Origin of the sequence: Escherichia sp. AM3 (assembly GCF_032029835.1) — a bacterium.
GTDB lineage: Bacteria > Pseudomonadota > Gammaproteobacteria > Enterobacterales > Enterobacteriaceae > Escherichia > Escherichia coli.
In genome coordinates this window covers 21,705-46,931 of record NZ_JAVUPQ010000028.1, presented here as the reverse complement: position 1 = coordinate 46,931, position 25,227 = coordinate 21,705, and the positions used below count along the sequence as shown (strand labels likewise).

Sequence of the window (25,227 nt, the reverse complement as noted above, 5' to 3'; positions counted from 1 at the left end):
CTGATAGAAACAGAAGCCACTGGAGCACCTCAAAAACACCATCATACACTAAATCAGTAAGTTGGCAGCATCACCCGAAAGGATTTATGTCCAACGTCGCCGTATTACTGGGGATTGTATTTGGCTTTTTACTTTCGTGGATGATGAATGAAGTCAATTTATCCGGGCTACATGATGCCTCGTGGTTTGCGATTGTCACCCCGATGTCGTTTGGTATGCCGATTTTCGATCCCGTTTCCATTCTGACCATGACTGCCGTGTTAATCATCGTGTTTATCGAGTCGATGGGGATGTTCCTGGCACTGGGTGAAATAGTCGGTCGTAAACTCTCTTCACACGATATTATTCGCGGGCTGCGTGTCGATGGCGTAGGGACAATGATAGGCGGAACGTTTAACAGCTTCCCCCACACGTCATTTTCACAAAACGTTGGCCTGGTTAGCGTGACGCGTGTTCATAGCCGCTGGGTGTGTATTTCTTCGGGAATTATATTAATCCTGTTTGGCATGGTGCCAAAAATGGCGGTGCTGGTCGCCTCCATTCCGCAATTTGTGCTGGGCGGCGCTGGGCTGGTGATGTTCGGCATGGTACTGGCGACAGGGATTCGAATTCTGTCGCGCTGTAACTACACCACCAACCGTTACAACCTCTATATTGTGGCGATCAGTCTCGGCGTTGGCATGACTCCGACGCTCTCTCACGATTTCTTTTCTAAGTTACCGGCCGTACTGCAACCGCTGCTACATAGCGGCATTATGCTCGCAACCCTTAGCGCCGTTGTGCTGAACGTCTTCTTTAATGGCTATCAGCATCATGCTGACCTGGTGAAGGAATCCGTCTCTGATAAAGATTTAAAAGTCAGGACAGTACGTATGTGGCTTCTGATGCGCAAGCTGAAGAAAAATGAGCATGGAGAATAATATGAATCTTTTAATGCGCGCTATATTCAGTCTGTTGTTGCTTTTTACTCTCTCTATTCCTGTCATTTCTGACTGTGTTGCAATGGCCATTGAAAGTCGCTTCAAATATATGATGCTACTTTTTTAAATGGTTTTTACCTGTCGGCATCCGCTCAAAACGGGCGGTTGTCGATAAACGCTCACTTGGTTAATCATTTCACTCTTCAATTATCTATAATGATGAGTGATCAGAATTACATGTGAGAAATTATGCAAACGGAACACGTCATTTTATTGAATGCACAGGGAGTTCCCACGGGTACGCTGGAAAAGTATGCCGCACACACGGCAGACACCCTCTTACATCTCGCGTTCTCCAGTTGGCTGTTTAATGCCAAAGGACAATTATTAGTTACCCGCCGCGCACTGAGCAAAAAAGCATGGCCTGGCGTGTGGACTAACTCGGTTTGTGGGCACCCACAACTGGGAGAAAGCAACGAAGACGCAGTGATCCGCCGTTGCCGTTATGAGCTTGGCGTGGAAATTACGCCTCCTGAATCTATCTATCCTGACTTTCGCTACCGCGCTACCGATCCGAGTGGCATTGTGGAAAATGAAGTGTGTCCGGTATTTGCCGCACGCACGACCAGTGCGTTACAGATCAATGATGATGAAGTGATGGATTATCAATGGTGTGATTTAGCAGATGTATTACACGGTATTGATGCCACGCCGTGGGCGTTCAGTCCGTGGATGGTGATGCAGGCAGCCAATAGTGAAGCAAGAAAATTGTTGTCTGCTTTCGCGCAGCACAATTAAAAAACCCCGACATTTGCCGGGGTTATGAGCATAACGTAATGCTTATTTCACCGGACGCATCGCCGGGAACAGAATAACGTCGCGGATGGTATGGCTGTTGGTGAACAGCATTACCATACGGTCGATACCAATCCCCAGACCTGCTGTCGGCGGTAAGCCATGTTCCAGTGCGGTGACGTAATCTTCATCGTAGAACATCGCTTCGTCGTCACCTGCATCTTTCGCGGCAACCTGATCCAGGAAGCGCTGCGCCTGATCTTCCGCGTCATTCAGCTCGCTAAAGCCGTTACCGATTTCACGACCACCAATGAAGAACTCAAAGCGGTCTGTGATTTCCGGGTTAACGTCGTTACGACGCGCCAGCGGAGAAACTTCTGCCGGATATTCAGTAATGAAGGTCGGCTGAATCAGATGTGCTTCTGCCACTTCTTCGAAGATCTCGGTAACGATACGGCCCAGACCCCAGCTCTTCTCAACGTGGATGCCGATAGATTCAGCAATCGCTTTTGCAGAGTCGAAGTTGTCCAGATCCGCCATGTCGGTTTCCGGGCGATATTTCTTGATCGCTTCACGCATGGTCAGTTTTTCGAACGGTTTACCGAAGTCCAGCGTCACGTCGCCGTAGATCACTTCCGTCTTACCGAGAATATCCTGTGCCAGAGTACGGAACAGCGATTCGGTCAGCTCGATCAGATCTTTGTAATCTGCGTAAGCCATATAGAGTTCCATCATGGTGAACTCTGGGTTATGACGTACGGAAATACCTTCGTTACGGAAGTTACGGTTGATTTCGAATACACGCTCGAAGCCACCGACCACCAGACGCTTGAGGTACAGTTCCGGCGCGATACGCAGGTACATGTCAAGATCCAGCGCGTTATGATGGGTGATAAACGGACGCGCAGCCGCACCGCCTGGGATCACCTGCATCATCGGCGTTTCAACTTCCATAAAGCCGCGATTTACCATGAACTGGCGAATGCCAGAGAGGATCTGCGAACGCACTTTAAAGGTGTTGCGGGATTCATCGTTAGAGATGAGATCCAGATAACGCTGACGATAGCGCGCTTCCTGATCCTGCAAGCCGTGGAATTTGTCCGGCAGCGGACGCAGTGCTTTGGTCAGCAGACGCAGCTCGGTGCAGTGGATAGACAGTTCGCCGGTTTTGGTTTTGAACAGTTTACCTTTCGCGCCGAGGATGTCGCCGAGATCCCATTTTTTGAACTGCTCGTTGTAAACGCCTTCCGGAAGATCGTCACGGGCAACGTACAGCTGAATACGACCGCCAACGTCCTGCAGGGTAACAAAAGAGGCTTTACCCATAATACGGCGGGTCATCATGCGGCCAGCAACGGCGACTTCGATGTTCAGCGCTTCCAGTTCTTCGTTCTCTTTACCGTCGAATTCTGCGTGCAATTGGTCAGAGGTATGATCGCGACGGAAATCGTTCGGGAAGGCAATTCCCTGCTCACGCAGGTTCGCCAGCTTCTCACGACGCGTTTTCAGTTCATTGTTAAGATCGACTACCGCGTCAGCGCCCTGTGCGTGTTGTTCAGACATGTTGGTTCCTCATAACCCTGCTTTCAAACTTGCTTCGATAAATTGATCCAGGCTGCCGTCCAGCACGGCCTGCGTGTTGCGGGTTTCTACCCCGGTGCGCAGATCTTTAATGCGGGAGTCATCAAGGACATAAGAACGAATCTGGCTGCCCCAGCCGATGTCAGATTTGTTATCTTCCATCGCCTGTTTCTCAGCATTTTTCTTCTGCATCTCCAGTTCATAAAGCTTCGCTTTCATCTGCTTCATGGCCTGGTCTTTGTTCTTGTGCTGGGAACGGTCGTTCTGGCACTGGGTCACGATCCCGGTCGGGATGTGGGTAATACGCACCGCAGATTCGGTACGGTTAACGTGCTGACCGCCCGCGCCGGACGCGCGATAAACGTCAATGCGCAAATCCGCCGGGTTGATTTCGATATCAATATCATCATCAACTTCCGGATAAACAAACGCGGAGCTGAACGACGTGTGGCGACGACCGCCGGAGTCAAACGGGCTCTTACGCACCAGGCGGTGAACGCCAGTTTCTGTACGCAGCCAGCCGTAAGCGTAATCGCCGGAGATTTTGATCGTCACGGATTTAATACCCGCCACTTCACCTTCCGACTCTTCGATGATTTCAGTTTTGAAACCACGCGATTCTGCCCAGCGCAAATACATACGCTCAAGCATGCTCGCCCAGTCCTGTGCTTCCGTACCGCCAGACCCCGCCTGAATATCGAGGTAGCAGTCGGCGCTGTCATATTCGCCAGAGAACATACGGCGGAACTCAAGCTGCGCCAGTTTTTCTTCCAGGGCGTCGAGTTCAGCAACGGCTTCGTTAAAGGTTTCTTCGTCGTCAGCTTCTACAGCCAGTTCCAGCAGACCAGAAACATCTTCCAGCCCCTGTTTCATTTGGTCGAGGGTGTCGACAACGGCTTCGAGGGAGGAACGCTCTTTACCCAGCGCCTGTGCGCGTTCGGGTTCGTTCCAGACATCCGGCTGTTCCAGCTCGGCGTTTACTTCTTCCAGACGCTCTTTCTTGGCGTCGTAGTCAAAGATACCCCCTAAGAACGTCGGAGCGTTCCGTGAGGTCCTGAATGCGATTATTTACCGGATTAATTTCAAACATGGTCTGATTTCTTTTATTGAGCTAGTCAAAATGCGGTGATAAGAGCGGGATTGTACCCAATCCACGCTCTTTTTTATAGAGAAGATGACGCTAAATTGGCCAGATATTGTCGATGATAATTTGCAGGCTGCGGTTGCCGCGAAACTCGTTGATATCGAGCTTGTAAGCCAGTTGCACTTCGCGCACGCCGTTATCCGGCCAGAGGGCGGTATCGACATTAAAAGCAATACCATCCAGCAGCGGACCGCCGCCGACCGGTTCGACCATGACTTTCAAATGACGTTCGCCCACCAGCCGCTGTTGCAGCAGACGGAAATGACCATCAAACAGCGGCTCCGGGAACATCTGCCCCCACGGGCCAGCATCGCGCAGCAGATGCGCCACTTCCATGGTCATTTCGGCCGGGCTTAACGGGCCGTCTGACACCACTTCGCCTTGCAATAGCGAAGGGTCCAGCCACTCGGTAACCAGCTCGCCAAACCGTTGTTGAAAGAGTTCGAATTTATCCTCTTCCAGCGACAAACCCGCCGCCATCGCATGACCGCCAAACTTCAGTATCATGCCAGGGTAGAGTGTGTCTAATCGCTCCAGTGCATCACGCATATGCAGCCCCTGAATGGAGCGACCTGAACCTTTCAGCGTACCATCACCTGCTGGCGCAAAGGCGATAACCGGACGGTGAAAACGCTCTTTGATGCGCGAAGCCAGAATACCGACAACGCCCTGATGCCATTCGGGGTGATACATTGCCAGCCCGCCGGGTAGCGTGTCGCGACTTCGCTCCAGTTTCTCGCACAGGGTCAGGGCTTCAACTTGCATTCCTTGTTCGATCTCTTTTCGCGTCTGGTTTAGCGCATCGAGTTCATTTGCCAGCACGCGCGCTTCGCCGATGTTGTCGCACAGCAAGAGCGCCACACCGACGGACATATCGTCCAGTCGTCCGGCAGCATTGAGACGTGGCCCCAGCGCAAAACCTAAATCGCTGGCGGCGAGTTTTTGTGCATCACGGTTTGCCACTTCCAGCAGCGCTTTAATCCCTGGACGGCACTTTCCGGCACGGATGCGACTCATCCCCTGCCAGGTCAGAATGCGATTATTAGCGTCCAGCGGCACGACGTCCGCCACTGTTCCCAGCGCGACCAGATCCAGCAGTTCTGCCAGGTTAGGAATTGCGATGCCACGCTCATCAAACCAGCCCTGATCGCGCAAAAAGGTGCGCAGCGCCAGCATCAGATAAAACGCCACACCCACGCCTGCCAGTGATTTCGACGGGAAATTACAGTCGCGCAAGTTAGGGTTAATGATCGCTTCCGCTGCGGGTAATGTTTCGCCCGGCAAATGGTGATCGGTAACAATAACCGGAATGCCCAACGAGCGAGCGTGTTCAACGCCCGCATGGGAGGAAATACCGTTATCCACCGTGACAATTAACTGCGCGCCACGGGCATGGGCCTGATCGACTACTTCCGGGCTTAAGCCGTAACCGTCTTCGAAACGGTTTGGTACCAGATAGTCGATATTGCTGCAACCAAGCGAGCGCATCGCCAGCACGCTTAGAGCCGTGCTGGTCGCGCCGTCGGCGTCAAAATCGCCGACCACAATAATCCGCGTTCCTTCGCGAAAAGCGTTGTAAAGGATCTCAACGGCCTTTTCGACGCCGCTCAGTTGCTGCCAGGGCAACATACCTTTAACACTGCGTTCCAGTTCTTGCGCACTGCGCACGCCCCGGCTGGCGTATAAACGGCGCAGCAAGGGAGGCAATTCAGCGGGCAAGTCTGCCGTTTCATCGACTTCACGGCGACGAAGTTGTATCTGTTGTTTCACGCGAATTATTTACCGCTGGTCATTTTTTGGTGTTCGTCGAGGAATTCTTTCATCTCTTTCGGCGGCTGGTAACCCGGAACAAGTGTGCCATTGCTCAGCACAACTGCCGGAGTACCGCTAACGCCAAGCTGGACGCCAAGTACGTAATGGTCGGCAATATCCACGTCGCAGCTGGCTGGTGCGACGCTTTTACCTGCCATCACATCATCAAACGCTTTGTTTTTATCTTTCGCACACCAGATAGCTTTCATTTCTTTCTCTGCATCGCTGTCCAGCCCCTGGCGCGGGAAAGCAAGATAACGCACGGTGATCCCCAGCGCGTTATAGTCTGCCATTTGCTCATGCAGTTTGTGGCAGTAACCACAGGTAATATCAGTAAACACGGTGATGACGTGTTTTTCCTGCGGCGCTTTATAAACGATCATCTCTTTTTCAAGCGCATTCAACTGCTTTAACAGCATCTTATTGGTGACATTGACCGGAGCCGTGCCGCTAACGTCATACATTGGCCCCTGAATGATATGTTTACCATCATCGGTGATGTACAACACGCCGCTGTTAGTCAGAACTGTCTTCATGCCAGCTACGGGCGCGGGCTGAATATCGCTGCTTTTGATGCCCATTTTGGCTAACGTTTGTTGAATTGCCGCGTCATCAGCCTGAGCAAAACCTGAAAACGCCGCTAACAAAGTAAACAACATAAAACCTTTCTTCATAAATCTTCCCGTTCTTTTCAGACATCACGTCCGCGGGTGATGCTGTTGATGAAGTTGCCGCAGACGCTCGGTAGCGACATGCGTATAAATTTGCGTGGTGGAGAGGTCGCTGTGGCCCAGTAGCATCTGCACCACGCGTAAATCCGCACCATGATTTAATAAATGGGTGGCAAAAGCGTGACGCAACACATGCGGTGACAGCTTTTCGCTGTCGATACCCGCCAGCACGGCATAATGTTTAATGCGGTGCCAGAAGGTCTGTCGCGTCATCTGCTGCGCACGCTGGCTGGGGAACAACACATCAATAGAGACACCGTTCAACAACCACGGTCGCCCATGCTCGAGATACGTTTCCAGCCAGTAAACCGCCTCTTCACCTAACGGCACCAGGCGCTCTTTGTTGCCTTTACCAATGACCCGCACTACGCCCTGACGCAGGCTGATATCACTCATTGTCAGTCCGACCAGTTCAGAGACACGCAGCCCAGTAGCATACAACACTTCAAGCATGGCTTTATCGCGTAGCTCCAGTGGCTGATCAATTAATGGTGCCTGTAATAAACGTTCGACCTGCGCTTCGCTTAAATCTTTTGGCAAACGCTGTGGCAATTTCGGTGAAGCGAGATGCGCACTGGGATCGTCTTCACGAAACTTTTCGCGATAAAGATACTGGAACAATCGGCGCACTGCACTCAGCAAACGCGCTGAGCTGGTGGCTTTATACCCGCCCTCCAGCCGTTCTGCCAGTAATGCCTGCAAATCGTCACTTTGCGCCGTCGCCAGCGTCAACCCGCGGTGATGCAACCACTCCACCATCATTGACAGATCGCGACGGTAAGCGTTCAACGTATTTTCAGCCAGATTTTTTTCCAGCCACAGAGCATCAAGAAACTGCTCGATGCGTGCCAGATCCTGTTTCACTTGCGCCCCTTATGGTCACTCATTTGATCCATTATGCCTTATTGTGCCGTGACTAAAGCGATTCTGATACACTAGCTGCAAAAGCCACAGCAGAATCGAGAAGCTTACGTTATGAATATGGGTCTTTTTTACGGTTCCAGCACCTGTTACACCGAAATGGCGGCAGAAAAAATCCGCGATATTATCGGCCCAGAACTGGTGACCTTACATAACCTCAAGGACGACTCCCCGAAATTAATGGAGCAGTACGATGTGCTCATTCTGGGTATCCCGACCTGGGATTTTGGTGAAATCCAGGAAGACTGGGAAGCCGTCTGGGATCAGCTCGACGACCTGAACCTTGAAGGTAAAATTGTTGCGCTGTATGGGCTTGGCGATCAACTGGGATACGGCGAGTGGTTCCTCGATGCGCTCGGTATGCTGCATGACAAACTCTCGACCAAAGGCGTGAAGTTCGTCGGCTACTGGCCAACGGAAGGATATGAATTTACCAGCCCGAAACCGGTGATTGCTGACGGGCAACTGTTCGTGGGTCTGGCGCTGGATGAAACTAACCAGTATGACCTTAGCGACGAGCGTATTCAGAGCTGGTGCGAGCAAATCCTCAACGAAATGGCAGAGCATTACGCTTGATCTCACTGACGGCTTAGCGCATATGCTTTGCCGTCATCTTTATCTTTGCGTCTCTTGTTGCAACAAAATCCGCCGTAAATCCCGCCATTCAGCTTCGTCCATGCTGTCGGCTGCCAGCCATAAATGTTGCCGTTTACCGCCATCAGAACGTAAACGCAGCATCATGCCGCTCTTAATCATCCACGGTGCTTTGACGATGCTCCACTCCTGCCCTTGCCAACGCAAACGCCCGTCCATCAACAAGCGAATTTCCCCCTGGCGAGCATTAATACGCCGCTGGCTGCGAACGCAATCAAACACCACCAGCGAAAGTAACACCATCCATAACGGGGTGTAACTGAGTGGCCAGGGCATGAGTAAAATAACAGCGGCAACCAGCCCATGAATCAGCAAGGAAAGCCACTGTGCGCGCCAGGAGACGCGCAAATCAGATTGCCACAGGACCACGTTCCCGGTTCCGTGTCTGGATGAGTCGGACCATCATTTCCAGTTCTGCATCGGCCGGTTTACCGTGATTCATCAGCCAGTTAAACAGGTCCGGATCGTCACATTCCAGCAGACGAATAAAGATGCGTTTTTCGTCATCGCTTAAGCTGTCGTACTCATGTTCGAAAAACGGCATGATTGAAATATCGAGTTCGCGCATACCACGGCGGCATGCCCAATGAATGCGGGCTTTGTTGTTAATGTCCATCTTCTTCCTGTCTCACGAAAATCCAGTACCCGGCTATTGTAACGTGTTTTTCGCCTTCTTTTACGGGAATATCAGTAAACACCATCGCGATCGCGAAATTAATTCACAACAATTCAATGGCTTCATTTTTTTGGAAGTCGCCTCGCAGAAGGCACAGATCGCGTAGTGAAAGCACTTGCATTGCCTCATAGCTCTTTTACCATTAGTCATTAATACGCCGTTAAGCAACTCAGGACTCTATTATGGCTTTTACACCTTTTCCTCCCCGTCAGCCTACGGCTTCTGCCCGTTTACCGCTGACGCTGATGACGCTTGATGACTGGGCGCTTGCCACCATTACTGGCGCGGACAGCGAAAAATATATGCAGGGTCAGGTGACAGCAGATGTCAGCCAGATGGCAGAAGATCAGCACCTGCTCGCCGCCCATTGCGACGCCAAAGGTAAAATGTGGAGCAATTTACGTCTGTTCCGCGACGGCGATGGCTTTGCATGGATTGAACGGCGCAGCGTGCGTGAACCGCAGCTGACTGAACTGAAAAAATATGCGGTATTCTCTAAAGTGACCATCGCGCCAGACGACGAGCGTGTGCTGCTTGGTGTTGCCGGTTTTCAGGCGCGCGCCGCGCTGGCAAATCTCTTTAGCGAACTGCCTTCGAAAGAAAAACAGGTAGTCAAAGAAGGCGCGACCACTTTGCTATGGTTTGAACACCCGGCAGAACGTTTCCTGATCGTAACCGATGAAGCTACTGCTAATATGCTGACCGATAAACTGCGCGGTGAAGCGGAACTGAACAATAGCCAACAGTGGCTGGCATTAAACATTGAAGCGGGTTTCCCGGTGATTGATGCCGCCAACAGCGGGCAGTTTATCCCACAGGCGACCAATCTCCAGGCGCTGGGCGGTATCAGCTTTAAGAAAGGCTGTTATACCGGACAAGAGATGGTGGCGCGAGCAAAATTCCGTGGTGCCAATAAACGTGCGCTCTGGTTGCTGGCAGGTAGCGCCAGCCGACTGCCGGAAGCTGGTGAAGACTTAGAGCTGAAAATGGGCGAGAACTGGCGTCGTACCGGTACGGTGCTGGCTGCGGTAAAACTGGAAGATGGTCAGGTCGTGGTACAGGTCGTCATGAATAACGATATGGAACCGGATAGCATCTTCCGCGTACGCGACGATGCGAATACATTGCATATCGAGCCGCTGCCGTATTCGCTCGAAGAGTAAATCTCTTTATCGCATCAGGCATTTATCGCCTGATGCGACGCTGGCGCGTCTTATCATGTCTGGGATTTGATGCCTTTATCACAACAGGGACGAGGCCCGTAGATCGGATAAGGCGTTCACGCCGAATCCGGCAGTTGTGCTCCGATGCCTGATGCGACGCTGGCGCGTCTTATCAGGCCTACAAAGGCATACCCATTACGCCTGCCCAATATACAAATAGATCGCCAGAAAGTGGCACACACTACCGCCGAGCACGAAGCCGTGCCAGATGGCATGGTTGTATGGAATGCGTTTGCAGACGTAGAAAATCACCCCGAGCGAATAAACCACGCCGCCTACCGCCAGTAAGGTAACGCTGCCCGCCGCGAGCTTAACTGCCATTTCATAAATTACCACCAGCGACAGCCAGCCCATCGCCAGATAGGTCACCAGAGATAAAATTTTGAATCGGTGCGCGATGGTCAGTTTAAACAGAATACCCAGCAATGCCAGGCTCCAGATAACAATCATCAACCCGCGCGCTAACGGAGAATCCAGCCCCACCAGCAAAAACGGCGTGTAGGTTCCGGCAATCAACAGGTAAATAGCGCAATGGTCAAATTTCTTCAGCCACATTTTTGCCCGTTGATGAGGAATGGCGTGATAGAGCGTCGAAGCGAGGAACAGCAGGATCATACTGCCGCCATAGAGGCTGTAACTGGTTATCGCTGTGGCGCTGGCATTGAGATCCACCGCCTGAACCAGTAGCAACACCAGCCCAACGATACCAAACACCAACCCAATGCCGTGACTGACGCTGTTGGCAATTTCCTCTGCCAGCGAATATCCCTGCTTAATGAGGGGCTTCTGAACCATAACTTACTCCGGAGAAACGTACACGCACATGTATACCTCTCCAGCGTAACTGAGAATAGTTCCAGTGAACACCTGTTAGCTAAAATAAATTCTGATTTGAGACTAATCTCCTAAAAATCATGAAATTAAATGCGAAATTTCAACTAACAGGCGTGAGTTCAATTTAAAGACATTTAAATTCAATCACATAAAACTGTGTCTGACCGGGATAGATGTCGGCAATGACCTTTATCAGTTCAGTCAGGGTCATATTTTCCTGCTCTGCATGTTTTTCCGTCAGCGTATCCAGCGTTACGGTTGAGGTTGCGGTGACTTCAATCGTGCAAAAATAACCGTCATCTTCAAAACGCCCGACACGAAGCACATCACCCGTTTTGAAGTGCGATTCAGACTCGTCGCGGATGGTGATGGTTTTACGCCCAGCCAGAATGTCATCCTGGAAACGTTGAAAAAAAGTGATGTCGTTTGGCTGCATGGTACTATTTCCTGTAAGAATTGACTCATCTGGAGCCTATGATAGTGAAAAAACTCACCTTACCGAAAGATTTCTTATGGGGCGGCGCAGTTGCCGCTCATCAGGTCGAAGGCGGCTGGAACAAAGGCGGCAAAGGGCCGAGCATTTGTGACGTTCTGACCGGTGGCGCACACGGCGTGCCGCGCGAAATCACCAAAGAAGTCTTGCCAGGCAAATACTATCCAAACCATGAAGCCGTTGATTTTTATGGTCACTACAAGGAAGACATCAAGCTATTTGCCGAAATGGGCTTCAAATGTTTTCGGACTTCCATCGCCTGGACGCGTATTTTTCCAAAAGGTGATGAAGCTCAGCCAAACGAAGAAGGGCTGAAGTTCTACGATGATATGTTCGATGAACTGCTGAAATACAACATCGAACCGGTGATAACCCTCTCCCACTTTGAAATGCCGCTGCATCTGGTGCAGCAATACGGTAGCTGGACCAACCGTAAAGTCGTTGATTTCTTTGTCCGTTTCGCGGAAGTGGTATTCGAACGCTACAAGCATAAAGTCAAATACTGGATGACCTTCAACGAAATAAACAACCAGCGTAACTGGCGTGCGCCGCTGTTTGGTTACTGCTGCTCCGGCGTGGTGTATACCGAGCATGACAACCCGGAAGAGACGATGTACCAGGTGCTGCATCACCAGTTTGTCGCCAGCGCCCTGGCAGTGAAAGCCGCGCGTCGCATTAACCCGGAGATGAAAGTCGGCTGTATGCTGGCGATGGTGCCGCTCTATCCCTACTCCTGTAACCCGGACGATGTGATGTTCGCTCAGGAGTCGATGCGCGAACGCTACGTCTTTACCGATGTGCAGCTACGCGGCTATTACCCGTCCTATGTGTTGAACGAGTGGGAGCGTCGCGGATTTAACATCAAAATGGAAGATGGCGATCTGGATGTACTGCGTGAAGGCACCTGCGATTATCTTGGTTTCAGCTATTACATGACCAACGCAGTGAAGGCCGAAGGCGGCACCGGCGATGCGATCTCTGGTTTTGAAGGCAGCGTACCGAACCCGTATGTTAAAGCGTCTGACTGGGGCTGGCAGATTGATCCAGTAGGTCTGCGCTATGCCCTTTGCGAACTGTATGAGCGTTATCAGAGGCCGCTGTTTATTGTCGAAAACGGTTTTGGCGCTTACGACAAAGTGGAAGAAGATGGCAGCATCAACGACGACTACCGCATTGACTACCTGCGCGCCCATATTGAAGAGATGAAAAAAGCAGTGACTTACGATGGTGTGGATCTGATGGGCTACACACCGTGGGGCTGCATCGACTGCGTGTCATTCACTACCGGGCAGTACAGCAAACGCTACGGCTTTATCTATGTGAATAAACATGACGACGGTACTGGCGATATGTCGCGTTCACGTAAGAAGAGCTTTAACTGGTACAAAGAGGTGATTGCCAGCAACGGCGAGAAGCTTTAAGTCGATGAAGTACCGGATGCAATACTTGTTGCATCCGGTCAGACAACTTCCCTGTTTTATTTCCCGCCCGCCAAATCGATAAAACTTCCCGTGACGTAAGAGGCTTTATCACTTAGTAGCCAGACAATGGCCTGCGCGACCTCTTCTGCCTGTCCACCACGCTGCATGGGGATGTTCGACTTAACGCGATCGACGCGTCCAGGCTCGCCGCCGCTGGCGTGCATTTCGGTATAAATAAACCCTGGCCGCACGCAGTTAACGCGGATCCCCTGCGCGGCGACTTCCAGCGATAGTCCGGTGGTTAACGTATCAATCGCCCCTTTCGATGCCGCGTAATCAACATATTCCCCTGGCGAACCCAACCGTGAGGCCACCGAAGAGACATTGACGATAGCGCCGCCACTGCCACCATTTTTAAGCGCCATGCGTTTTACCGCCTCGCGGCAGCAGAGAAAATATCCCGTCACGTTGGTGGAAAGTACTCGGTTGATTCGCTCTGCGGTAAGGTTTTCAACGGTGCACTGGGTAAACAAGATCCCGGCGTTATTGACCAGCGCTGCTAGCGGTTCATCGTGCTGATCGATTGCTGTAAACATTGCGATGACCTGATTTTCGTCGCTGATATCCGCCTGGAGCACGAATGCCTTGCCACCGGCTTGCGTGATTAAGTTCACCACTTCCTGCGCCGCATGGAGGTTTTGTTGATAATTAACCGCCACCGTATACTCTTCTTTCGCCAACAGTAATGCAGTTGCCCGCCCGATGCCGCGACTGCCACCGGTCACAAGTGCTATAGCCATTTGTTTTTCCGAGAAAAATTAATTCGTTGACGTATCTTTGAGATTGCTAACAAACTGGCTCAATCTTCAATGTTGGCACGCTTTTCCCCTCGCCCTTTCAGGGAGAGGGCCGGGGTGAGGGTAAATATTCGCGCCAGTGCCGGCCTGTTCCCCTCACCCTAACCCTCTCCCCAAAGGGGTGAGGGGACTGTCTGAGCGCTTTTGTACTTTGTCATCTGACTAAAAAGGCGCCGAAGCGCCTTTAGAAGATAGTCGAATCAGTGAATTACTGGTATTCGCTAATCGGTACGCAGGAGCAGAACAGGTTACGGTCGCCGTAAACATCATCCAGACGTTTCACCGTCGGCCAGTATTTGTCTGCCACACCTGCCGGGAATACTGCAACTTCACGGCTGTACGGATGCGCCCACTCGGCGACCAGTTCGTTCTGAATGTGCGGCGCGTTCACCAGCGGGTTATCTTCCAGCGGCCAGACACCGGCTTTAACCTGGTCGATTTCTGCGCGGATAGCCAGCATCGCGTCGATAAAGCGATCCAGTTCCACTTTGCTTTCAGATTCAGTCGGTTCAACCATCAGCGTACCCGCCACCGGGAACGACATCGTCGGCGCGTGGAAACCGTAGTCGATCAGGCGCTTGGCAATATCCAGCTCGCTGATGCCGGTTTCTTCTTTCAGCGGGCGAATATCGAGAATACATTCGTGCGCCACGCGACCGTCGCGACCGGTATACAGCACCGGGAAGGCATCCTGCAGGCGGCTGGCAATATAGTTGGCGTTGAGGATTGCCACCTGGCTTGCTTTTTTCAGCCCTTCTGCGCCCATCATGCGGATGTACATCCAGCTGATTGGCAGGATAGAGGCGCTACCGAACGGTGCCGCAGAAACTGCGCCCTGACGGGTTAACATGCCTTCGATTTGCACCACGCTATGACCCGGTACAAACGGTGCCAGATGCGCTTTCACACCGATCGGTCCCATACCCGGACCACCACCGCCGTGCGGAATGCAGAAAGTTTTATGCAGGTTGAGGTGCGAAACGTCCGCGCCAATAAAGCCCGGCGAGGTGATGCCAACCTGGGCGTTCATGTTCGCGCCATCAAGGTAAACCTGACCGCCGAACTGATGCACGACTTCACACACTTCACGGATCGTTTCTTCATACACGCCGTGGGTAGAAGGATAAGTCACCATGATACAGGAGAGGTTATCGCCCGCCTGTTCCGCTTTCGCGCGCAGATCAGTCAGATCGATGTTGCCGTTTTTATCACACGCCACAACCACCACCTGCATTCCTGCCATATGTGCAGAAGCGGGGTTAGTTCCGTGCGCAGAAGCCGGGATCAGGCAGATATCGCGATGCCCTTCGTTGCGGCTTTCATGATAATGACGAATCGCCAGCAGGCCCGCGTATTCGCCCTGTGCGCCAGAGTTCGGCTGCATACAAACGGCGTCGTAACCGGTCAGTTTCACCAGCCAGTCAGCCAGCTGCGCAATCATCTGCTGATAACCTTCGGCCTGCTCCGGCGGGCAGAACGGGTGCAGTTCGGCAAATTCCGGCCAGGTGATTGGGATCATCTCGGCGGCGGCGTTCAGTTTCATGGTGCAGGAACCCAGCGGGATCATCGCCTGATTCAGCGCCAGATCTTTACGCTCCAGCGAGTGCATATAGCGCATCATTTCGGTTTCGCTGTGGTAGCGATTAAACACCGGATGGGTGAGGATTTCGTCGTCGCGCAGCATCGCAGGTTGAATAGAGCGGCTGTCGTGAGCCACGTCTTTGTCCAGCGTGTCGATGTCCAGGCCGTGGTTATCCCCCAGCAGTACGCTGAAAAGCTGCATCACGTTTTCGCGCGTGGTGGTTTCATCAAGGGTGATCCCAACCGCGTTCAGGATATCGCTACGCAGGTTGATTTCAGCCGCTTCGGCACGCGTCAGTACGCCCGCCTTGTCGGCCACTTCCACACACAGAGTGTCGAAATAGTGCGCATGGCGCAGCTTCAGACCTTTTTGTTGCAGGCCTGCCGCCAGGATATCGGTCAGACGGTGAATGCGGTTAGCGATACGTTTCAGGCCAACCGGGCCGTGATAAACGGCATACAGGCTGGCGATGTTTGCCAGCAGTACCTGGGAAGTACAAATGTTGGAGTTCGCTTTCTCACGACGAATATGTTGCTCGCGAGTCTGCATCGCCATGCGCAGAGCGGTGTTGCCAGCTGCATCTTTCGATACACCGATAATACGGCCCGGCATTGAGCGTTTGTATTCATCTTTCGCCGCAAAGAATGCCGCGTGTGGGCCACCGTAGCCCATCGGCACGCCGAAGCGTTGCGCCGAACCAAAAACAATATCCGCGCCCTGTTTACCCGGCGCAGTTAACAGCACCAGCGCCATAATATCGGCGGCAACGCTGACCACAATTTTGCGTGATTTCAGTTCGCTAATAAGCGCAGTGTAGTCGTGAATTTCACCGGTAGTGCCTACCTGCTGTAACAGCACGCCGAAGACGTCCTGATGGTCGAGCACTTTTTGCGCGTCATCGACAATCACTTCAAAACCAAAGGTTTCGGCACGAGTACGGACCACATCCAGCGTTTGCGGATGCACATCGGAAGCCACGAAGAAGCGGTTGGCATTTTTCAGTTTGCTGACGCGTTTCGCCATCGCCATTGCTTCGGCGGCAGCGGTGGCCTCGTCCAGAAGAGAAGCAGAGGCCATATCCAGTCCAGTCAAATCCAGCGTTACCTGCTGGAAGTTGAGCAGTGCTTCAAGGCGGCCCTGGGAGACTTCAGGTTGATACGGAGTGTACGCGGTATACCAGCCCGGATTTTCCAGCATGTTACGCAGGATAACCGGCGGTAGCTGCACGGCGGTGTAACCCATGCCGATGTAAGACGTGAAGCGTTTATTGCGACTGGCAATAGCCTTGAGTTCTGCCAGTGCGGCGTATTCGGTCGCCGGTGCGCCAACCTGCGGTGGTGTCGCAAGCTGAATATCTTTCGGCACAATCTGGCCGGTCAGCGCGTTTAACGATTGTGCACCAACGGCATTCAGCATTTCTTGCTGTTGCGCGGCGTCCGGTCCGATATGGCGTTCAATAAAAGCGCCGCTGTTTTCAAGCTGGCTTAACGTCTGTGTCATGAGCGATGGTTCCTGAAACGTGCAGTGAATTGTGAACCTCTCTCCTTACGAAGAGAGTGAGGGTGAGGCATAAATTTTCCTCACCCTGATCCTCTCCCGCAGAAGAGGAATAAAGCCGTTACTCGTCTTCTAACAATGCTTCGTATGCGGTCGCATCCAGCAGTGATTCCAGTTCGCTTTCATCGCTGGCTTTGATTTTAAAGATCCAGCCGCCTGCATACGGTTCGCTGTTCACCAGTTCCGGGGAATCGCTCAGTGCGTCGTTTACCGCCACGATTTCACCGCTTACTGGCGCATAAATGTCTGACGCCGCTTTTACTGATTCGGCAACCGCGCAGTCATCGCCCGCGCTAACCGTTGCGCCCACTTCCGGCAGGTCAACAAACACCATATCGCCTAACAGCTCCTGAGCATGTTCGGTAATACCAACGGTGTAAGTGCCGTCGGCTTCTTTACGCAGCCATTCGTGTTCTTTGCTGTATTTCAGTTCTGCTGGTACGTTGCTCATCAATCAATCTCCAAAAAAGTAAATCACGCGACGGCTTTGCCGTTACGCACAAAAACAGGTTTTGTCACTTTAACCGGCATTTCACGGTTGCGAATTTGCACAATCGCCGTTTCGCCAATACCTTCCGGCACGCGCGCCAGCGCAATGCTGTAACCCAGCGTCGGGGAGAAAGTACCGCTGGTGATAATGCCTTCATGCTGGTTGCCCTGCGCATCGGTAAAGCGTACCGGCAGTTCATTACGCAGCACGCCTTTTTCGGTCATCACCAGACCAACCAGTTTTTCTGTACCATGCTCACGCTGCACTTCCAGGGCTTCACGACCGATAAAGTCACGATCTGCCGGTTCCCAGGCGATAGTCCAGCCCATGTTGGCGGCTAAAGGAGAGATGGTTTCGTCCATCTCCTGACCATAAAGATTCATGCCCGCTTCCAGACGCAGCGTGTCACGCGCGCCCAAGCCACATGGCTTAACACCCGCTTCCACCAGCGCACGCCAGAAATCGGCCGCTTTTTCATTGGGCAGCGCAATTTCATAGCCCGCTTCACCGGTATAACCAGTGGTGGCAATAAACAGATCGCCCGCCTGCACGCCAAAGAACGGTTTCATCCCTTCCACCGCCTGACGCTGGGCGTCATTAAACAGTGTGGCAGCTTTTGCCTGCGCATTCGGCCCTTGCACGGCAATCATGGAAAGGTCATCACGAACGGTAATTTCGATGCCGAAAGGTTCAGCGTGTTGGGTAATCCAGGAGAGGTCTTTTTCGCGGGTGGCGGAGTTAACAACGAGGCGGAAGAAATCTTCAGTAAAGTAGTAGACGATGAGGTCATCTATCACACCGCCAGAGGCATTCAACATCCCCGAGTAAAGGGCTTTGCCGCTTTTGGTGAGCTTCGCCACATCGTTCGCCAGCAGATAACGCAGAAACTCCCGGGTGCGGCTGCCGCGAAGATCGACGATGGTCATATGTGACACATCAAACATTCCGGCATCGGTACGTACCGCATGATGTTCGTCGATTTGCGAACCGTAATGCAGCGGCATCATCCAGCCGTGGAAATCCACCATGCGAGCGCCGCAAAGCGTGTGTTGTTCGTACAAAGGAGTCTGTTGTGCCATCTTGTCCTCATTGAATAAGCGGGGCTGACAACTTTTCATGGTGAAATTATCACCACGAAACCCAGCATCGGAGCCACTCCCGGTCCCCAACGCAATCGTTCTCTTTTGCCTGAACTTACCACCGAAACAGACTGTTAACCATAAGGTAAAATTGATCATCACATTAGCTTATGGTTAAAAAACGCCAAAATCGCGACAGAATAAAAAACCAAAAAACACACCAGTTTCTATATAAAGATGATGCCATTAGAAAGCTAATTTGAATAAGGCAATATTAAGAGCTAAAAAAATGTCAAAAAACACTAAATCAAAAAACAATGACATTAGAAAATATAATGCGAAAACGGAGGTGAAATTAGTTTATTTCAAATGAGGAAAATCTCCCGGCGAAAAAACCGGGAGATGAAAGTGTGATGGGTATCAAATAAACAGCAGAAGAGAAATTTTTAACGCAGCCATTCAGGCAAATCGTTTAATCCCATTGCCTGGCGGATAAGTTGTGGTTTAACGCCAGGAAGCGTGTCGGCCAGTTTCAAACCAATATCACGCAGCAGTTTTTTCGCCGGATTGGTACCGGAAAACAGATCGCGGAATCCCTGCATACCAGCCAGCATCAGCGCCGCACTGTGCTTGCGGCTACGCTCATACCGGCGCAGGTAAATGTACTGCCCGATGTCTTTCCCCTGACGATGCAACCGTTTCAGTTCAGCAATCAGCTCTGCAGCATCCATAAAGCCGAGATTTACTCCCTGCCCCGCCAGCGGGTGAATGGTATGCGCGGCGTCGCCCACCAGCACCAGACGGTGCGCGGCAAACTGGCGCGCATAACGCCCCGTCAGTGGGAACACCTGACGCGCGCTCTCAACCTTGCATAAGCCCAGGCGATTATCAAAAGCGATATTTAACGCGCGATTAAATTCATCTTCACTTGCCTGCTGCATCCGCTGCGCTTCCTCTGGCGACAGTGACCAGACAATTGAGCAAAGATACGGATCGCTAAGCGGTAAAAAGGCCAGAATGCCTTCGCCATGGAAAACCTGCCGCGCCACCGCATCATGCGGTTCTTCCGTGCGAATGGTCGCTACCAGCGCGTGATGCTGATAATCCCAGAAAGTCAGCGGAATATCTGCTTTGTTGCGCAACCAGGAATTAGCACCGTCCGCGCCAATCACCAGACGCGCCGTTAACATGCTGCCATCTTTCAGCGTCAGGAAAGTTTCATTTTCTCCCCAGGCGACCTGCTGTAATTCTGCGGGGGCCAACAGAGTGATATCTGACGACTGCTGCGCTTTGTTCCACAGCGCGTAGTGAATCACTGAGTTTTCAACGATATGCCCAAGATGGCTATAGCCCATGCTTTGATCGTCAAACGAAATGTGACCAAAACTGTCTTTGTCCCACACTTCCATACCGTGATAACAACTGGCCCTACGAGAGAGAATGTCCTGCCAGACGCCAAGACGGGTGAGTAATTTTTCGCTGGCGGCATTGATAGCCGAAACGCGCAGTTGTGGTGGTGCATCCGCCGCCAGAGGTTCCGGTACGCGCTGCTCCAGTACGGCAACGCGTAAGCCGCTCCCCTGTAAGCCGCAGGCAACCGCCAGCCCCACCATGCCGCCACCAACAATGGCTACATCAACACTTTGCATTGTTTATTCCTTAAAACCGCCTTCAACGCGCCACCCAACCGAGGGTGCGCTGCGCCAGCACATCGCGTGCCGGGGTGAATAATTCCATCGTCATCAGTCCGATGTTGCGCCCGACAACCAGCGGTGCCCAACGGTTGGCAAAAAGATGTACCAGGCTGTCCGTGACGCCGATGGTTGCTTCGCGATCGCTCTGTCGACGCTGCTGATAACGGCACAATACGCCGTAATCCCCCATGTCTTCTCCGCGCTCCTGCGCCTGAGTCAGGGTTTCCGCAAGACTCATCACATCTCGCATACCGAGGTTGAACCCTTGCCCGGCAATCGGGTGCAGGGTTTGCGCCGCATTGCCCACCAGCACGGTACGATGGGTAATAGCTCTGGCGGCGCGGGTTAACGCCAGCGGATAAGCACTGCGTTTACCGGCGTGGGTAATTTTTCCAAGTCGCCAGCCAAAGGCCGACTGGAGCTCACGGCAAAACTTCTCGTCACTCCACGACAGCACCTCTTCGCGCCGTTCCAGTGGATGACACCAGACCAGCGAACAGCGTCCGTCAGACATCGGCAACATCGCCAGCGGGCCATGTTGCGTGAAGCGTTCAAAAGCGCGGCCTTCGTGCGCAACAGAAGTAGCAACGTTGGCAATCACTGCCAGTTGTTCGTAAGGCTCCTGCTGCCAGTCAACGCCGCACGCGGTGGCTAACGCTGAATGGGTGCCATCAGCGGCTACCAGCACGCGGCCCGTCAGCGTCTCGCCACTCTCCAGCGTCACTTCAACGTGACTCTGAGTACGGGCAACGTTAGCCACGCGATCAGGGCAATGCAGCGTTACGCCAGGTGCTTTACGCAGCAATGCAAACAGCCGTTGCCCGACATTGTGCAATTCGACAACCTGTCCCAGCGCCGCCAGTTGGTAATCTTCTGCGGCGAGGGTGACAAATCCAGCGTGACCACGATCGCTGACATGCACGGTGGTGATGGCAGTTGCGCAATCCGCCAGAGATTGCCAGACGCCGATGCGCGCCAGTTGCTGACAGGTACCCGCCGCCAGCGCTATCGCTCGTCCATCAAAGCCCGGATGAGCATGTGACTCTGGCGCAGTCGCTTCAATCAAATGTACCGGCAGCGCCCCGTGACTTAACCGGGAAATAGCCAGCGCCAGCGTCGCGCCCGCCATGCCGCCACCGACGATGATTACGCTCATTGCTTTCTCGCAGCAGCCATCAACGCTTCGATTTCTTCCGGCTTTTTCACCACGCTGGCGGTGAGGTTTTCGTTACCGGTTTCGGTAATCACAATGTCGTCTTCAATACGAATGCCGATACCGCGATATTGTTCTGGCACATCCGCATCCGGCGCGATATACAGACCAGGCTCTACGGTCAGTACCATCCCCGGTTCCAGAATGCGCGAGCGATCCTGACCATAAACGCCAACGTCATGGACATCCAGTCCTAACCAGTGGCTAAGGCCATGCATAAAGAAAGGACGATGGGCGTTCTGAGCGATCAGTTCATCAACATCACCTTTCAGGATGCCGAGTTTTACCAGGCCGCTAACCATGATGCGCACCACTTCACCAGTGACTTCCAGAATGGAAGTTCCCGGACGATACAGGCGCAGGCTGGTTTCGAGAGACTCCAGCACAATGTCGTAGATTTCACGCTGGGCCTGGGTGAATTTGCCGTTGACCGGGAAGGTGCGGGTAATATCGCCAGCGTAACCTTTGTATTCGCAACCCGCGTCAATCAACACCAGGTCGCCGTCGCGCATTTCACACTCGTTTTCGGTGTAGTGCAGAATGCAGCCGTTTTCACCGCTGCCGACAATGGTGTTATAGGACGGATAGCGCGCACCGTGGCGGTTAAATTCGTGGTGAATTTCGCCTTCCAGATGGTACTCGAACATTCCCGGACGGCATTTTTCCATCGCCCGGGTATGTGCCATGGCGGTGATTTCTCCCGCGCGGCGGAGTACGGCAATCTCTTCTGGCGATTTGAACAGGCGCATTTCATGAACAACAGGACGCCAGTCGATCATCGTTGCCGGTGCGGTGAGATTTTGCCGCGAACCTTTACGCAGTTTTTCCAGCGCACTGTTCACGATTTCATCAGCATATGCATATTCGCCCTGGGCATGGTAAACCACATCCAGGCCGTTAAGTAGTTGATAAAGTTGCTGATTGATTTCGCTGAATGCCAGTGCGCGGTCAACGCCCAGTTTCTCTGGCGCGGCATCCTGGCCTAAGCGACGGCCAAACCAGATCTCCGCCGTCAGGTCGCGAACGCGGTTAAACAGAACGCTGTGGTTATGAGTGTCATCGCTTTTAATCAGCACCAGCACCGCTTCCGGTTCGTTAAAGCCGGTGAAGTACCAGAAGTCACTGTTCTGACGATAGGGGTATTCGCTGTCGGCGCTACGTGTTACTTCTGGTGCAGCAAAAATCAGCGCGGCGCTGCCGGGTTGCATTTGCTCCACCAGGGCCTGACGGCGACGCTGAAACTCTTGCCGGGATATCTCACTCATAACACTCTCCTTACGTTTTTTGTTTTTAGTGTAGAGTCGGTTTTTGTACTTTTGGCGCGGTCGGTTGCGGATGAGTAAAGGTGTCGTGGCATAACAGCGCGGCAACACGAACGTATTCGATGATCTCTTCAAGCGACATTTCAAGCTCTTCCTGATCTTCGTCTTCGTCGTAACCCAGTTGCGCAATGTTACGCAGATCGTCGATAGCTTCACCGGTTTCGCCGGTCACTTTATCCAGCTTCGGTTGCGTAACGCCAAGACCAAGCAGGAAGTGATTGACCCAACCTGCCAATGCATCAGCCCGAGCGAAAACGCTGACATCATCGCCATCAGGCAGATAAAGCTGAAAAAGGAAGCCGTCATCCTGCAGGGCATCGCTGGTGGCAGAGTGCATTTTACGCAGTGCCTGTGCCAGCTCATGACCGAAAGCCATGCCTTCGTTCGTCAGGTCGTGAAGTAGCGGTAGCCATGAGCTGTCATCGTTACCGCCACATATCATCCCGCTGATTAAACCATGCATCTCAGCTGGGGTCAGACCCGTCCCTTGTTGGTTCAGATACTGGTTCATTTCGTTGTAACCAGGCATTTCGTTCTGTATAGACATAAGCATTCGTCGTCAAAGGGAGGAATATTCATGATATGCTACCACTTTGGGCCCTGGTGGACCAGAAAAGGGCTTGTCTCTTCTCATCAGGGTAGCTATAGTGTCGCCCCTTCGCAGACCATGGGTCTAAAGACGAAGGCAGCGCAGTCAATCAGCAGGAAGGTGGCATGTCTGCACAACCCGTCGATATCCAAATTTTTGGCCGTTCACTGCGTGTGAACTGCCCGCCTGACCAAAGGGATGCGTTGAATCAGGCAGCGGACGATCTGAACCAACGGTTGCAAGATCTGAAAGAACGCACTAGAGTCACAAATACTGAACAGTTGGTCTTCATTGCCGCATTGAATATCAGCTATGAGTTAGCGCAAGAAAAAGCGAAGACTCGTGACTACGCGGCAAGTATGGAACAGCGTATTCGGATGCTGCAGCAGACCATAGAACAAGCGTTACTTGAACAAGGTCGCATCACCGAAAAAACTAACCAAAACTTTGAATGACACTTTTCGGTTTACTGTGGTAGAGTAACCGTGAAGACAAAATTTCTCTGAGATGTTCGCAAGCGGGCCAGTCCCCTGAGCCGATATTTCATACCACAAGAATGTGGCGCTCCGCGGTTGGTGAGCATGCTCGGTCCGTCCGAGAAGCCTTAAAACTGCGACGACACATTCACCTTGAACCAAGGGTTCAAGGGTTACAGCCTGCGGCGGCATCTCGGAGATTCCCTTCTTATCTGGCACCAGCCATGACGCAACTACCAGAACTCCCACTGATATTATCCCGACAAGAAATCCGCAAAATGATTCGGCAACGTCGTCGTGCGTTAACGCCGGAACAACAGCAGGAAATGGGTCAACAAGCCGCTACCCGGATGATGACTTATCCCCCGGTGGTGATGGCACATACGGTCGCTGTATTCCTCTCTTTTGATGGCGAACTCGACACCCAGCCACTCATAGAACAACTCTGGCGCGCCGGTAAGCGCGTATATCTTCCAGTTTTGCATCCCTTTAGTGCCGGTAATTTGCTGTTCCTGAATTACCATCCGCAAAGCGAACTGGTGATGAACAGGTTGAAGATCCATGAGCCAAAATTGGATGTGCGTGACGTGCTCCCCCTTTCCCGATTAGACGTCCTGATCACCCCCCTGGTCGCCTTTGATGAGTACGGTCAGCGCCTGGGAATGGGCGGAGGTTTTTATGATCGGACCTTACAAAACTGGCAGCACTATAAAATGCAACCGGTGGGTTATGCGCATGATTGTCAGTTGGTGGAAAAACTCCCCGTTGAAGAGTGGGATATCCCACTGCCTGCGGTGGTTACACCGTCGAAAGTCTGGGAGTGGTAAGGGCGACACACCTGCATCGCCCTGATTGACATCGTTGATTCTTTGACCTAATTTAGTGAGTAAGGGTAAGGGAGGATTGCTCCTCCCCTGAGACTGACTGTTAATAAGCGCTGAAACTTATGAGTAACAGTACAATCAGTATGATGACAAGTCGCATCATAACCCTTCTCCTTCAAGCCCTCGCTTCGGTGAGGGCTTTACCGTTACAGCCCCATGCTGCCCTGCCATCGTAAATCCCCATTAAATAAACACAACGCATTGATCTGACTTTGATTTATTTTCTGGAGCAGACTCGCAAAGTAGAATGCGCAACGCGGCAACGGTGTGGAGAAGGGA

The 25,227-nt window shown here is 52.4% G+C and carries 27 protein-coding genes, 1 other RNA gene and 1 pseudogene; 10 read left to right on the top strand and 19 right to left on the bottom strand.

Features of this window, described 5'->3' with window-relative positions; genetic code table 11:
• Positions 1-920, top strand: a pseudogene (gene uacT, locus RTW80_RS12515) (urate/proton symporter UacT); the annotation flags it as partial.
• A 1-nt stretch (position 921) separates the two neighbouring features.
• Positions 922-1,047: a protein YqfG gene (gene yqfG / locus RTW80_RS12510; RefSeq protein ID WP_001050745.1), complete on the top strand. Its 126-nt coding sequence runs from the start codon at positions 922-924 to the stop codon at positions 1,045-1,047.
• Here yqfG and RTW80_RS12505 read toward each other — a convergent pair.
• Positions 1,044-1,115, bottom strand: a complete 72-nt coding sequence (locus tag RTW80_RS12505; protein ID WP_120795390.1) for a protein YqfH — start codon at positions 1,113-1,115, stop codon at positions 1,044-1,046. The genes yqfG and RTW80_RS12505 overlap by 4 nt on opposite strands.
• Positions 1,116-1,169: 54 nt before the next feature.
• Between RTW80_RS12505 and idi the strand changes: the two genes are divergently transcribed.
• Positions 1,170-1,718 carry an isopentenyl-diphosphate Delta-isomerase gene (gene idi, locus RTW80_RS12500; protein ID WP_001192794.1) on the top strand — a complete coding sequence of 183 codons (549 nt, stop codon included), beginning with the start codon at positions 1,170-1,172 and terminating at the stop codon, positions 1,716-1,718.
• 42 nt (positions 1,719-1,760) lie between these two features.
• On the opposite strand, the gene lysS is transcribed toward idi, so the two are convergent.
• The 5 genes from lysS to xerD all read right to left on the bottom strand — a co-directional run bounded on the left by lysS (position 1,761) and on the right by xerD (position 7,847).
• Positions 1,761-3,278 (bottom strand): lysine--tRNA ligase, encoded by a 1,518-nt coding sequence (gene lysS / locus RTW80_RS12495; protein ID WP_048969467.1) that lies wholly within the window; start codon positions 3,276-3,278, stop codon positions 1,761-1,763.
• Between the two features lie 9 nt (positions 3,279-3,287).
• A protein-coding gene (gene prfB / locus RTW80_RS12490; protein WP_001701073.1) for a peptide chain release factor 2 occupies positions 3,288-4,386 on the bottom strand; the annotation gives its coding sequence in 2 pieces (ribosomal slippage) (positions 3,288-4,310 and positions 4,312-4,386; 1,098 coding nt in all).
• Between the two features lie 90 nt (positions 4,387-4,476).
• Positions 4,477-6,210 carry a single-stranded-DNA-specific exonuclease RecJ gene (gene recJ / locus RTW80_RS12485; protein WP_063119319.1) on the bottom strand — a complete coding sequence of 578 codons (1,734 nt, stop codon included), beginning with the start codon at positions 6,208-6,210 and terminating at the stop codon, positions 4,477-4,479.
• A gap of 5 nt (positions 6,211-6,215) precedes the next feature.
• Positions 6,216-6,926 (bottom strand): bifunctional protein-disulfide isomerase/oxidoreductase DsbC, encoded by a 711-nt coding sequence (dsbC, locus tag RTW80_RS12480; RefSeq protein WP_000715216.1) that lies wholly within the window; start codon positions 6,924-6,926, stop codon positions 6,216-6,218.
• Between the two features lie 24 nt (positions 6,927-6,950).
• The gene (gene xerD, locus RTW80_RS12475) at positions 6,951-7,847 is read right to left on the bottom strand and encodes a site-specific tyrosine recombinase XerD (protein ID WP_000806639.1); all 897 of its coding nucleotides are present in this window, start codon (positions 7,845-7,847) and stop codon (positions 6,951-6,953) included.
• A 111-nt stretch (positions 7,848-7,958) separates the two neighbouring features.
• Here xerD and fldB point away from each other — a divergent pair, with 111 nt between their 5' ends.
• Positions 7,959-8,480: a flavodoxin FldB gene (gene fldB, locus RTW80_RS12470; RefSeq protein ID WP_001055874.1), complete on the top strand. Its 522-nt coding sequence runs from the start codon at positions 7,959-7,961 to the stop codon at positions 8,478-8,480.
• Between the two features lie 39 nt (positions 8,481-8,519).
• On the opposite strand, the gene RTW80_RS12465 is transcribed toward fldB, so the two are convergent.
• Positions 8,520-8,927, bottom strand: a complete 408-nt coding sequence (locus RTW80_RS12465) for a protein YgfX (RefSeq protein WP_000244777.1) — start codon at positions 8,925-8,927, stop codon at positions 8,520-8,522.
• Positions 8,908-9,174: an FAD assembly factor SdhE gene (gene sdhE, locus RTW80_RS12460; RefSeq protein WP_000354046.1), complete on the bottom strand. Its 267-nt coding sequence runs from the start codon at positions 9,172-9,174 to the stop codon at positions 8,908-8,910. Before sdhE ends, RTW80_RS12465 begins: the two co-directional genes overlap by 20 nt.
• Before the next feature lie 242 nt (positions 9,175-9,416).
• Here sdhE and ygfZ point away from each other — a divergent pair, with 242 nt between their 5' ends.
• Positions 9,417-10,397, top strand: coding sequence for a tRNA-modifying protein YgfZ (gene ygfZ, locus RTW80_RS12455; protein WP_000886062.1), 981 nt, complete (start codon positions 9,417-9,419; stop codon positions 10,395-10,397).
• Positions 10,398-10,592: 195 nt separating this feature from the next.
• Here the strand turns inward: ygfZ and trhA are convergent, their stop codons facing one another.
• Positions 10,593-11,252 carry a PAQR family membrane homeostasis protein TrhA gene (gene trhA / locus RTW80_RS12450; RefSeq protein ID WP_000250274.1) on the bottom strand — a complete coding sequence of 220 codons (660 nt, stop codon included), beginning with the start codon at positions 11,250-11,252 and terminating at the stop codon, positions 10,593-10,595.
• A 163-nt stretch (positions 11,253-11,415) separates the two neighbouring features.
• The gene (gene yqfB / locus RTW80_RS12445) at positions 11,416-11,727 is read right to left on the bottom strand and encodes a N(4)-acetylcytidine aminohydrolase (protein ID WP_001182954.1); all 312 of its coding nucleotides are present in this window, start codon (positions 11,725-11,727) and stop codon (positions 11,416-11,418) included.
• A 44-nt stretch (positions 11,728-11,771) separates the two neighbouring features.
• Between yqfB and bglA the strand changes: the two genes are divergently transcribed.
• Positions 11,772-13,205, top strand: a complete 1,434-nt coding sequence (bglA, locus tag RTW80_RS12440) for a 6-phospho-beta-glucosidase BglA (RefSeq protein WP_001338826.1) — start codon at positions 11,772-11,774, stop codon at positions 13,203-13,205.
• 56 nt (positions 13,206-13,261) lie between these two features.
• On the opposite strand, the gene RTW80_RS12435 is transcribed toward bglA, so the two are convergent.
• From RTW80_RS12435 to gcvT, 4 genes are all read right to left on the bottom strand, one after another.
• Positions 13,262-14,005 carry an SDR family oxidoreductase gene (locus RTW80_RS12435; RefSeq protein ID WP_000951948.1) on the bottom strand — a complete coding sequence of 248 codons (744 nt, stop codon included), beginning with the start codon at positions 14,003-14,005 and terminating at the stop codon, positions 13,262-13,264.
• Between the two features lie 265 nt (positions 14,006-14,270).
• Complete coding sequence (gcvP, locus tag RTW80_RS12430) at positions 14,271-17,144, bottom strand: aminomethyl-transferring glycine dehydrogenase (RefSeq protein WP_000195065.1); 2,874 nt, start codon at positions 17,142-17,144, stop codon at positions 14,271-14,273.
• A gap of 118 nt (positions 17,145-17,262) precedes the next feature.
• Positions 17,263-17,652, bottom strand: a complete 390-nt coding sequence (gene gcvH / locus RTW80_RS12425) for a glycine cleavage system protein GcvH (protein ID WP_001295377.1) — start codon at positions 17,650-17,652, stop codon at positions 17,263-17,265.
• Positions 17,653-17,675: 23 nt separating this feature from the next.
• Positions 17,676-18,770: a glycine cleavage system aminomethyltransferase GcvT gene (gene gcvT, locus RTW80_RS12420; RefSeq protein WP_000068701.1), complete on the bottom strand. Its 1,095-nt coding sequence runs from the start codon at positions 18,768-18,770 to the stop codon at positions 17,676-17,678.
• A gap of 289 nt (positions 18,771-19,059) precedes the next feature.
• On the opposite strand from gcvT, the gene RTW80_RS12415 reads away from it, so the two are divergent.
• Complete coding sequence (locus RTW80_RS12415; RefSeq protein WP_122056850.1) at positions 19,060-19,143, top strand: hypothetical protein; 84 nt, start codon at positions 19,060-19,062, stop codon at positions 19,141-19,143.
• A gap of 73 nt (positions 19,144-19,216) precedes the next feature.
• Here RTW80_RS12415 and ubiI read toward each other — a convergent pair whose 3' ends face one another.
• From ubiI to ygfB, 4 genes are read right to left on the bottom strand one after another with little or no spacing between them, the layout of a single operon-like run.
• A complete protein-coding gene (ubiI, locus tag RTW80_RS12410; RefSeq protein ID WP_239978423.1) occupies positions 19,217-20,419 on the bottom strand; it encodes an FAD-dependent 2-octaprenylphenol hydroxylase in 1,203 nt (400 codons plus the stop codon).
• Positions 20,420-20,441: 22 nt separating this feature from the next.
• A complete protein-coding gene (gene ubiH / locus RTW80_RS12405; protein WP_000111199.1) occupies positions 20,442-21,620 on the bottom strand; it encodes a 2-octaprenyl-6-methoxyphenyl hydroxylase in 1,179 nt (392 codons plus the stop codon).
• Positions 21,617-22,942, bottom strand: a complete 1,326-nt coding sequence (gene pepP, locus RTW80_RS12400) for a Xaa-Pro aminopeptidase (protein WP_001290123.1) — start codon at positions 22,940-22,942, stop codon at positions 21,617-21,619. The genes ubiH and pepP overlap by 4 nt, the downstream gene beginning before the upstream one ends.
• A gap of 25 nt (positions 22,943-22,967) precedes the next feature.
• Entirely contained in the window at positions 22,968-23,546 is a 579-nt protein-coding gene (gene ygfB, locus RTW80_RS12395) for a UPF0149 family protein YgfB (protein ID WP_074152931.1), read from the bottom strand.
• A gap of 167 nt (positions 23,547-23,713) precedes the next feature.
• Between ygfB and zapA the strand changes: the two genes are divergently transcribed.
• From zapA to RTW80_RS12380, 3 genes are all read left to right on the top strand, one after another.
• On the top strand, positions 23,714-24,043 hold the full coding sequence (gene zapA / locus RTW80_RS12390) for a cell division protein ZapA (protein WP_001276008.1): 330 nt from the start codon (positions 23,714-23,716) through the stop codon (positions 24,041-24,043).
• Between the two features lie 41 nt (positions 24,044-24,084).
• Positions 24,085-24,268: non-coding RNA, 6S RNA (gene ssrS / locus RTW80_RS12385), on the top strand.
• 20 nt (positions 24,269-24,288) lie between these two features.
• On the top strand, positions 24,289-24,891 hold the full coding sequence (locus tag RTW80_RS12380) for a 5-formyltetrahydrofolate cyclo-ligase (RefSeq protein ID WP_000192742.1): 603 nt from the start codon (positions 24,289-24,291) through the stop codon (positions 24,889-24,891).
• 100 nt (positions 24,892-24,991) lie between these two features.
• Here RTW80_RS12380 and ibsC read toward each other — a convergent pair whose 3' ends face one another.
• Positions 24,992-25,051 carry a type I toxin-antitoxin system toxin IbsC gene (gene ibsC, locus RTW80_RS12375; protein ID WP_010723220.1) on the bottom strand — a complete coding sequence of 20 codons (60 nt, stop codon included), beginning with the start codon at positions 25,049-25,051 and terminating at the stop codon, positions 24,992-24,994.
• Positions 25,052-25,227 lie beyond the last annotated feature (176 nt).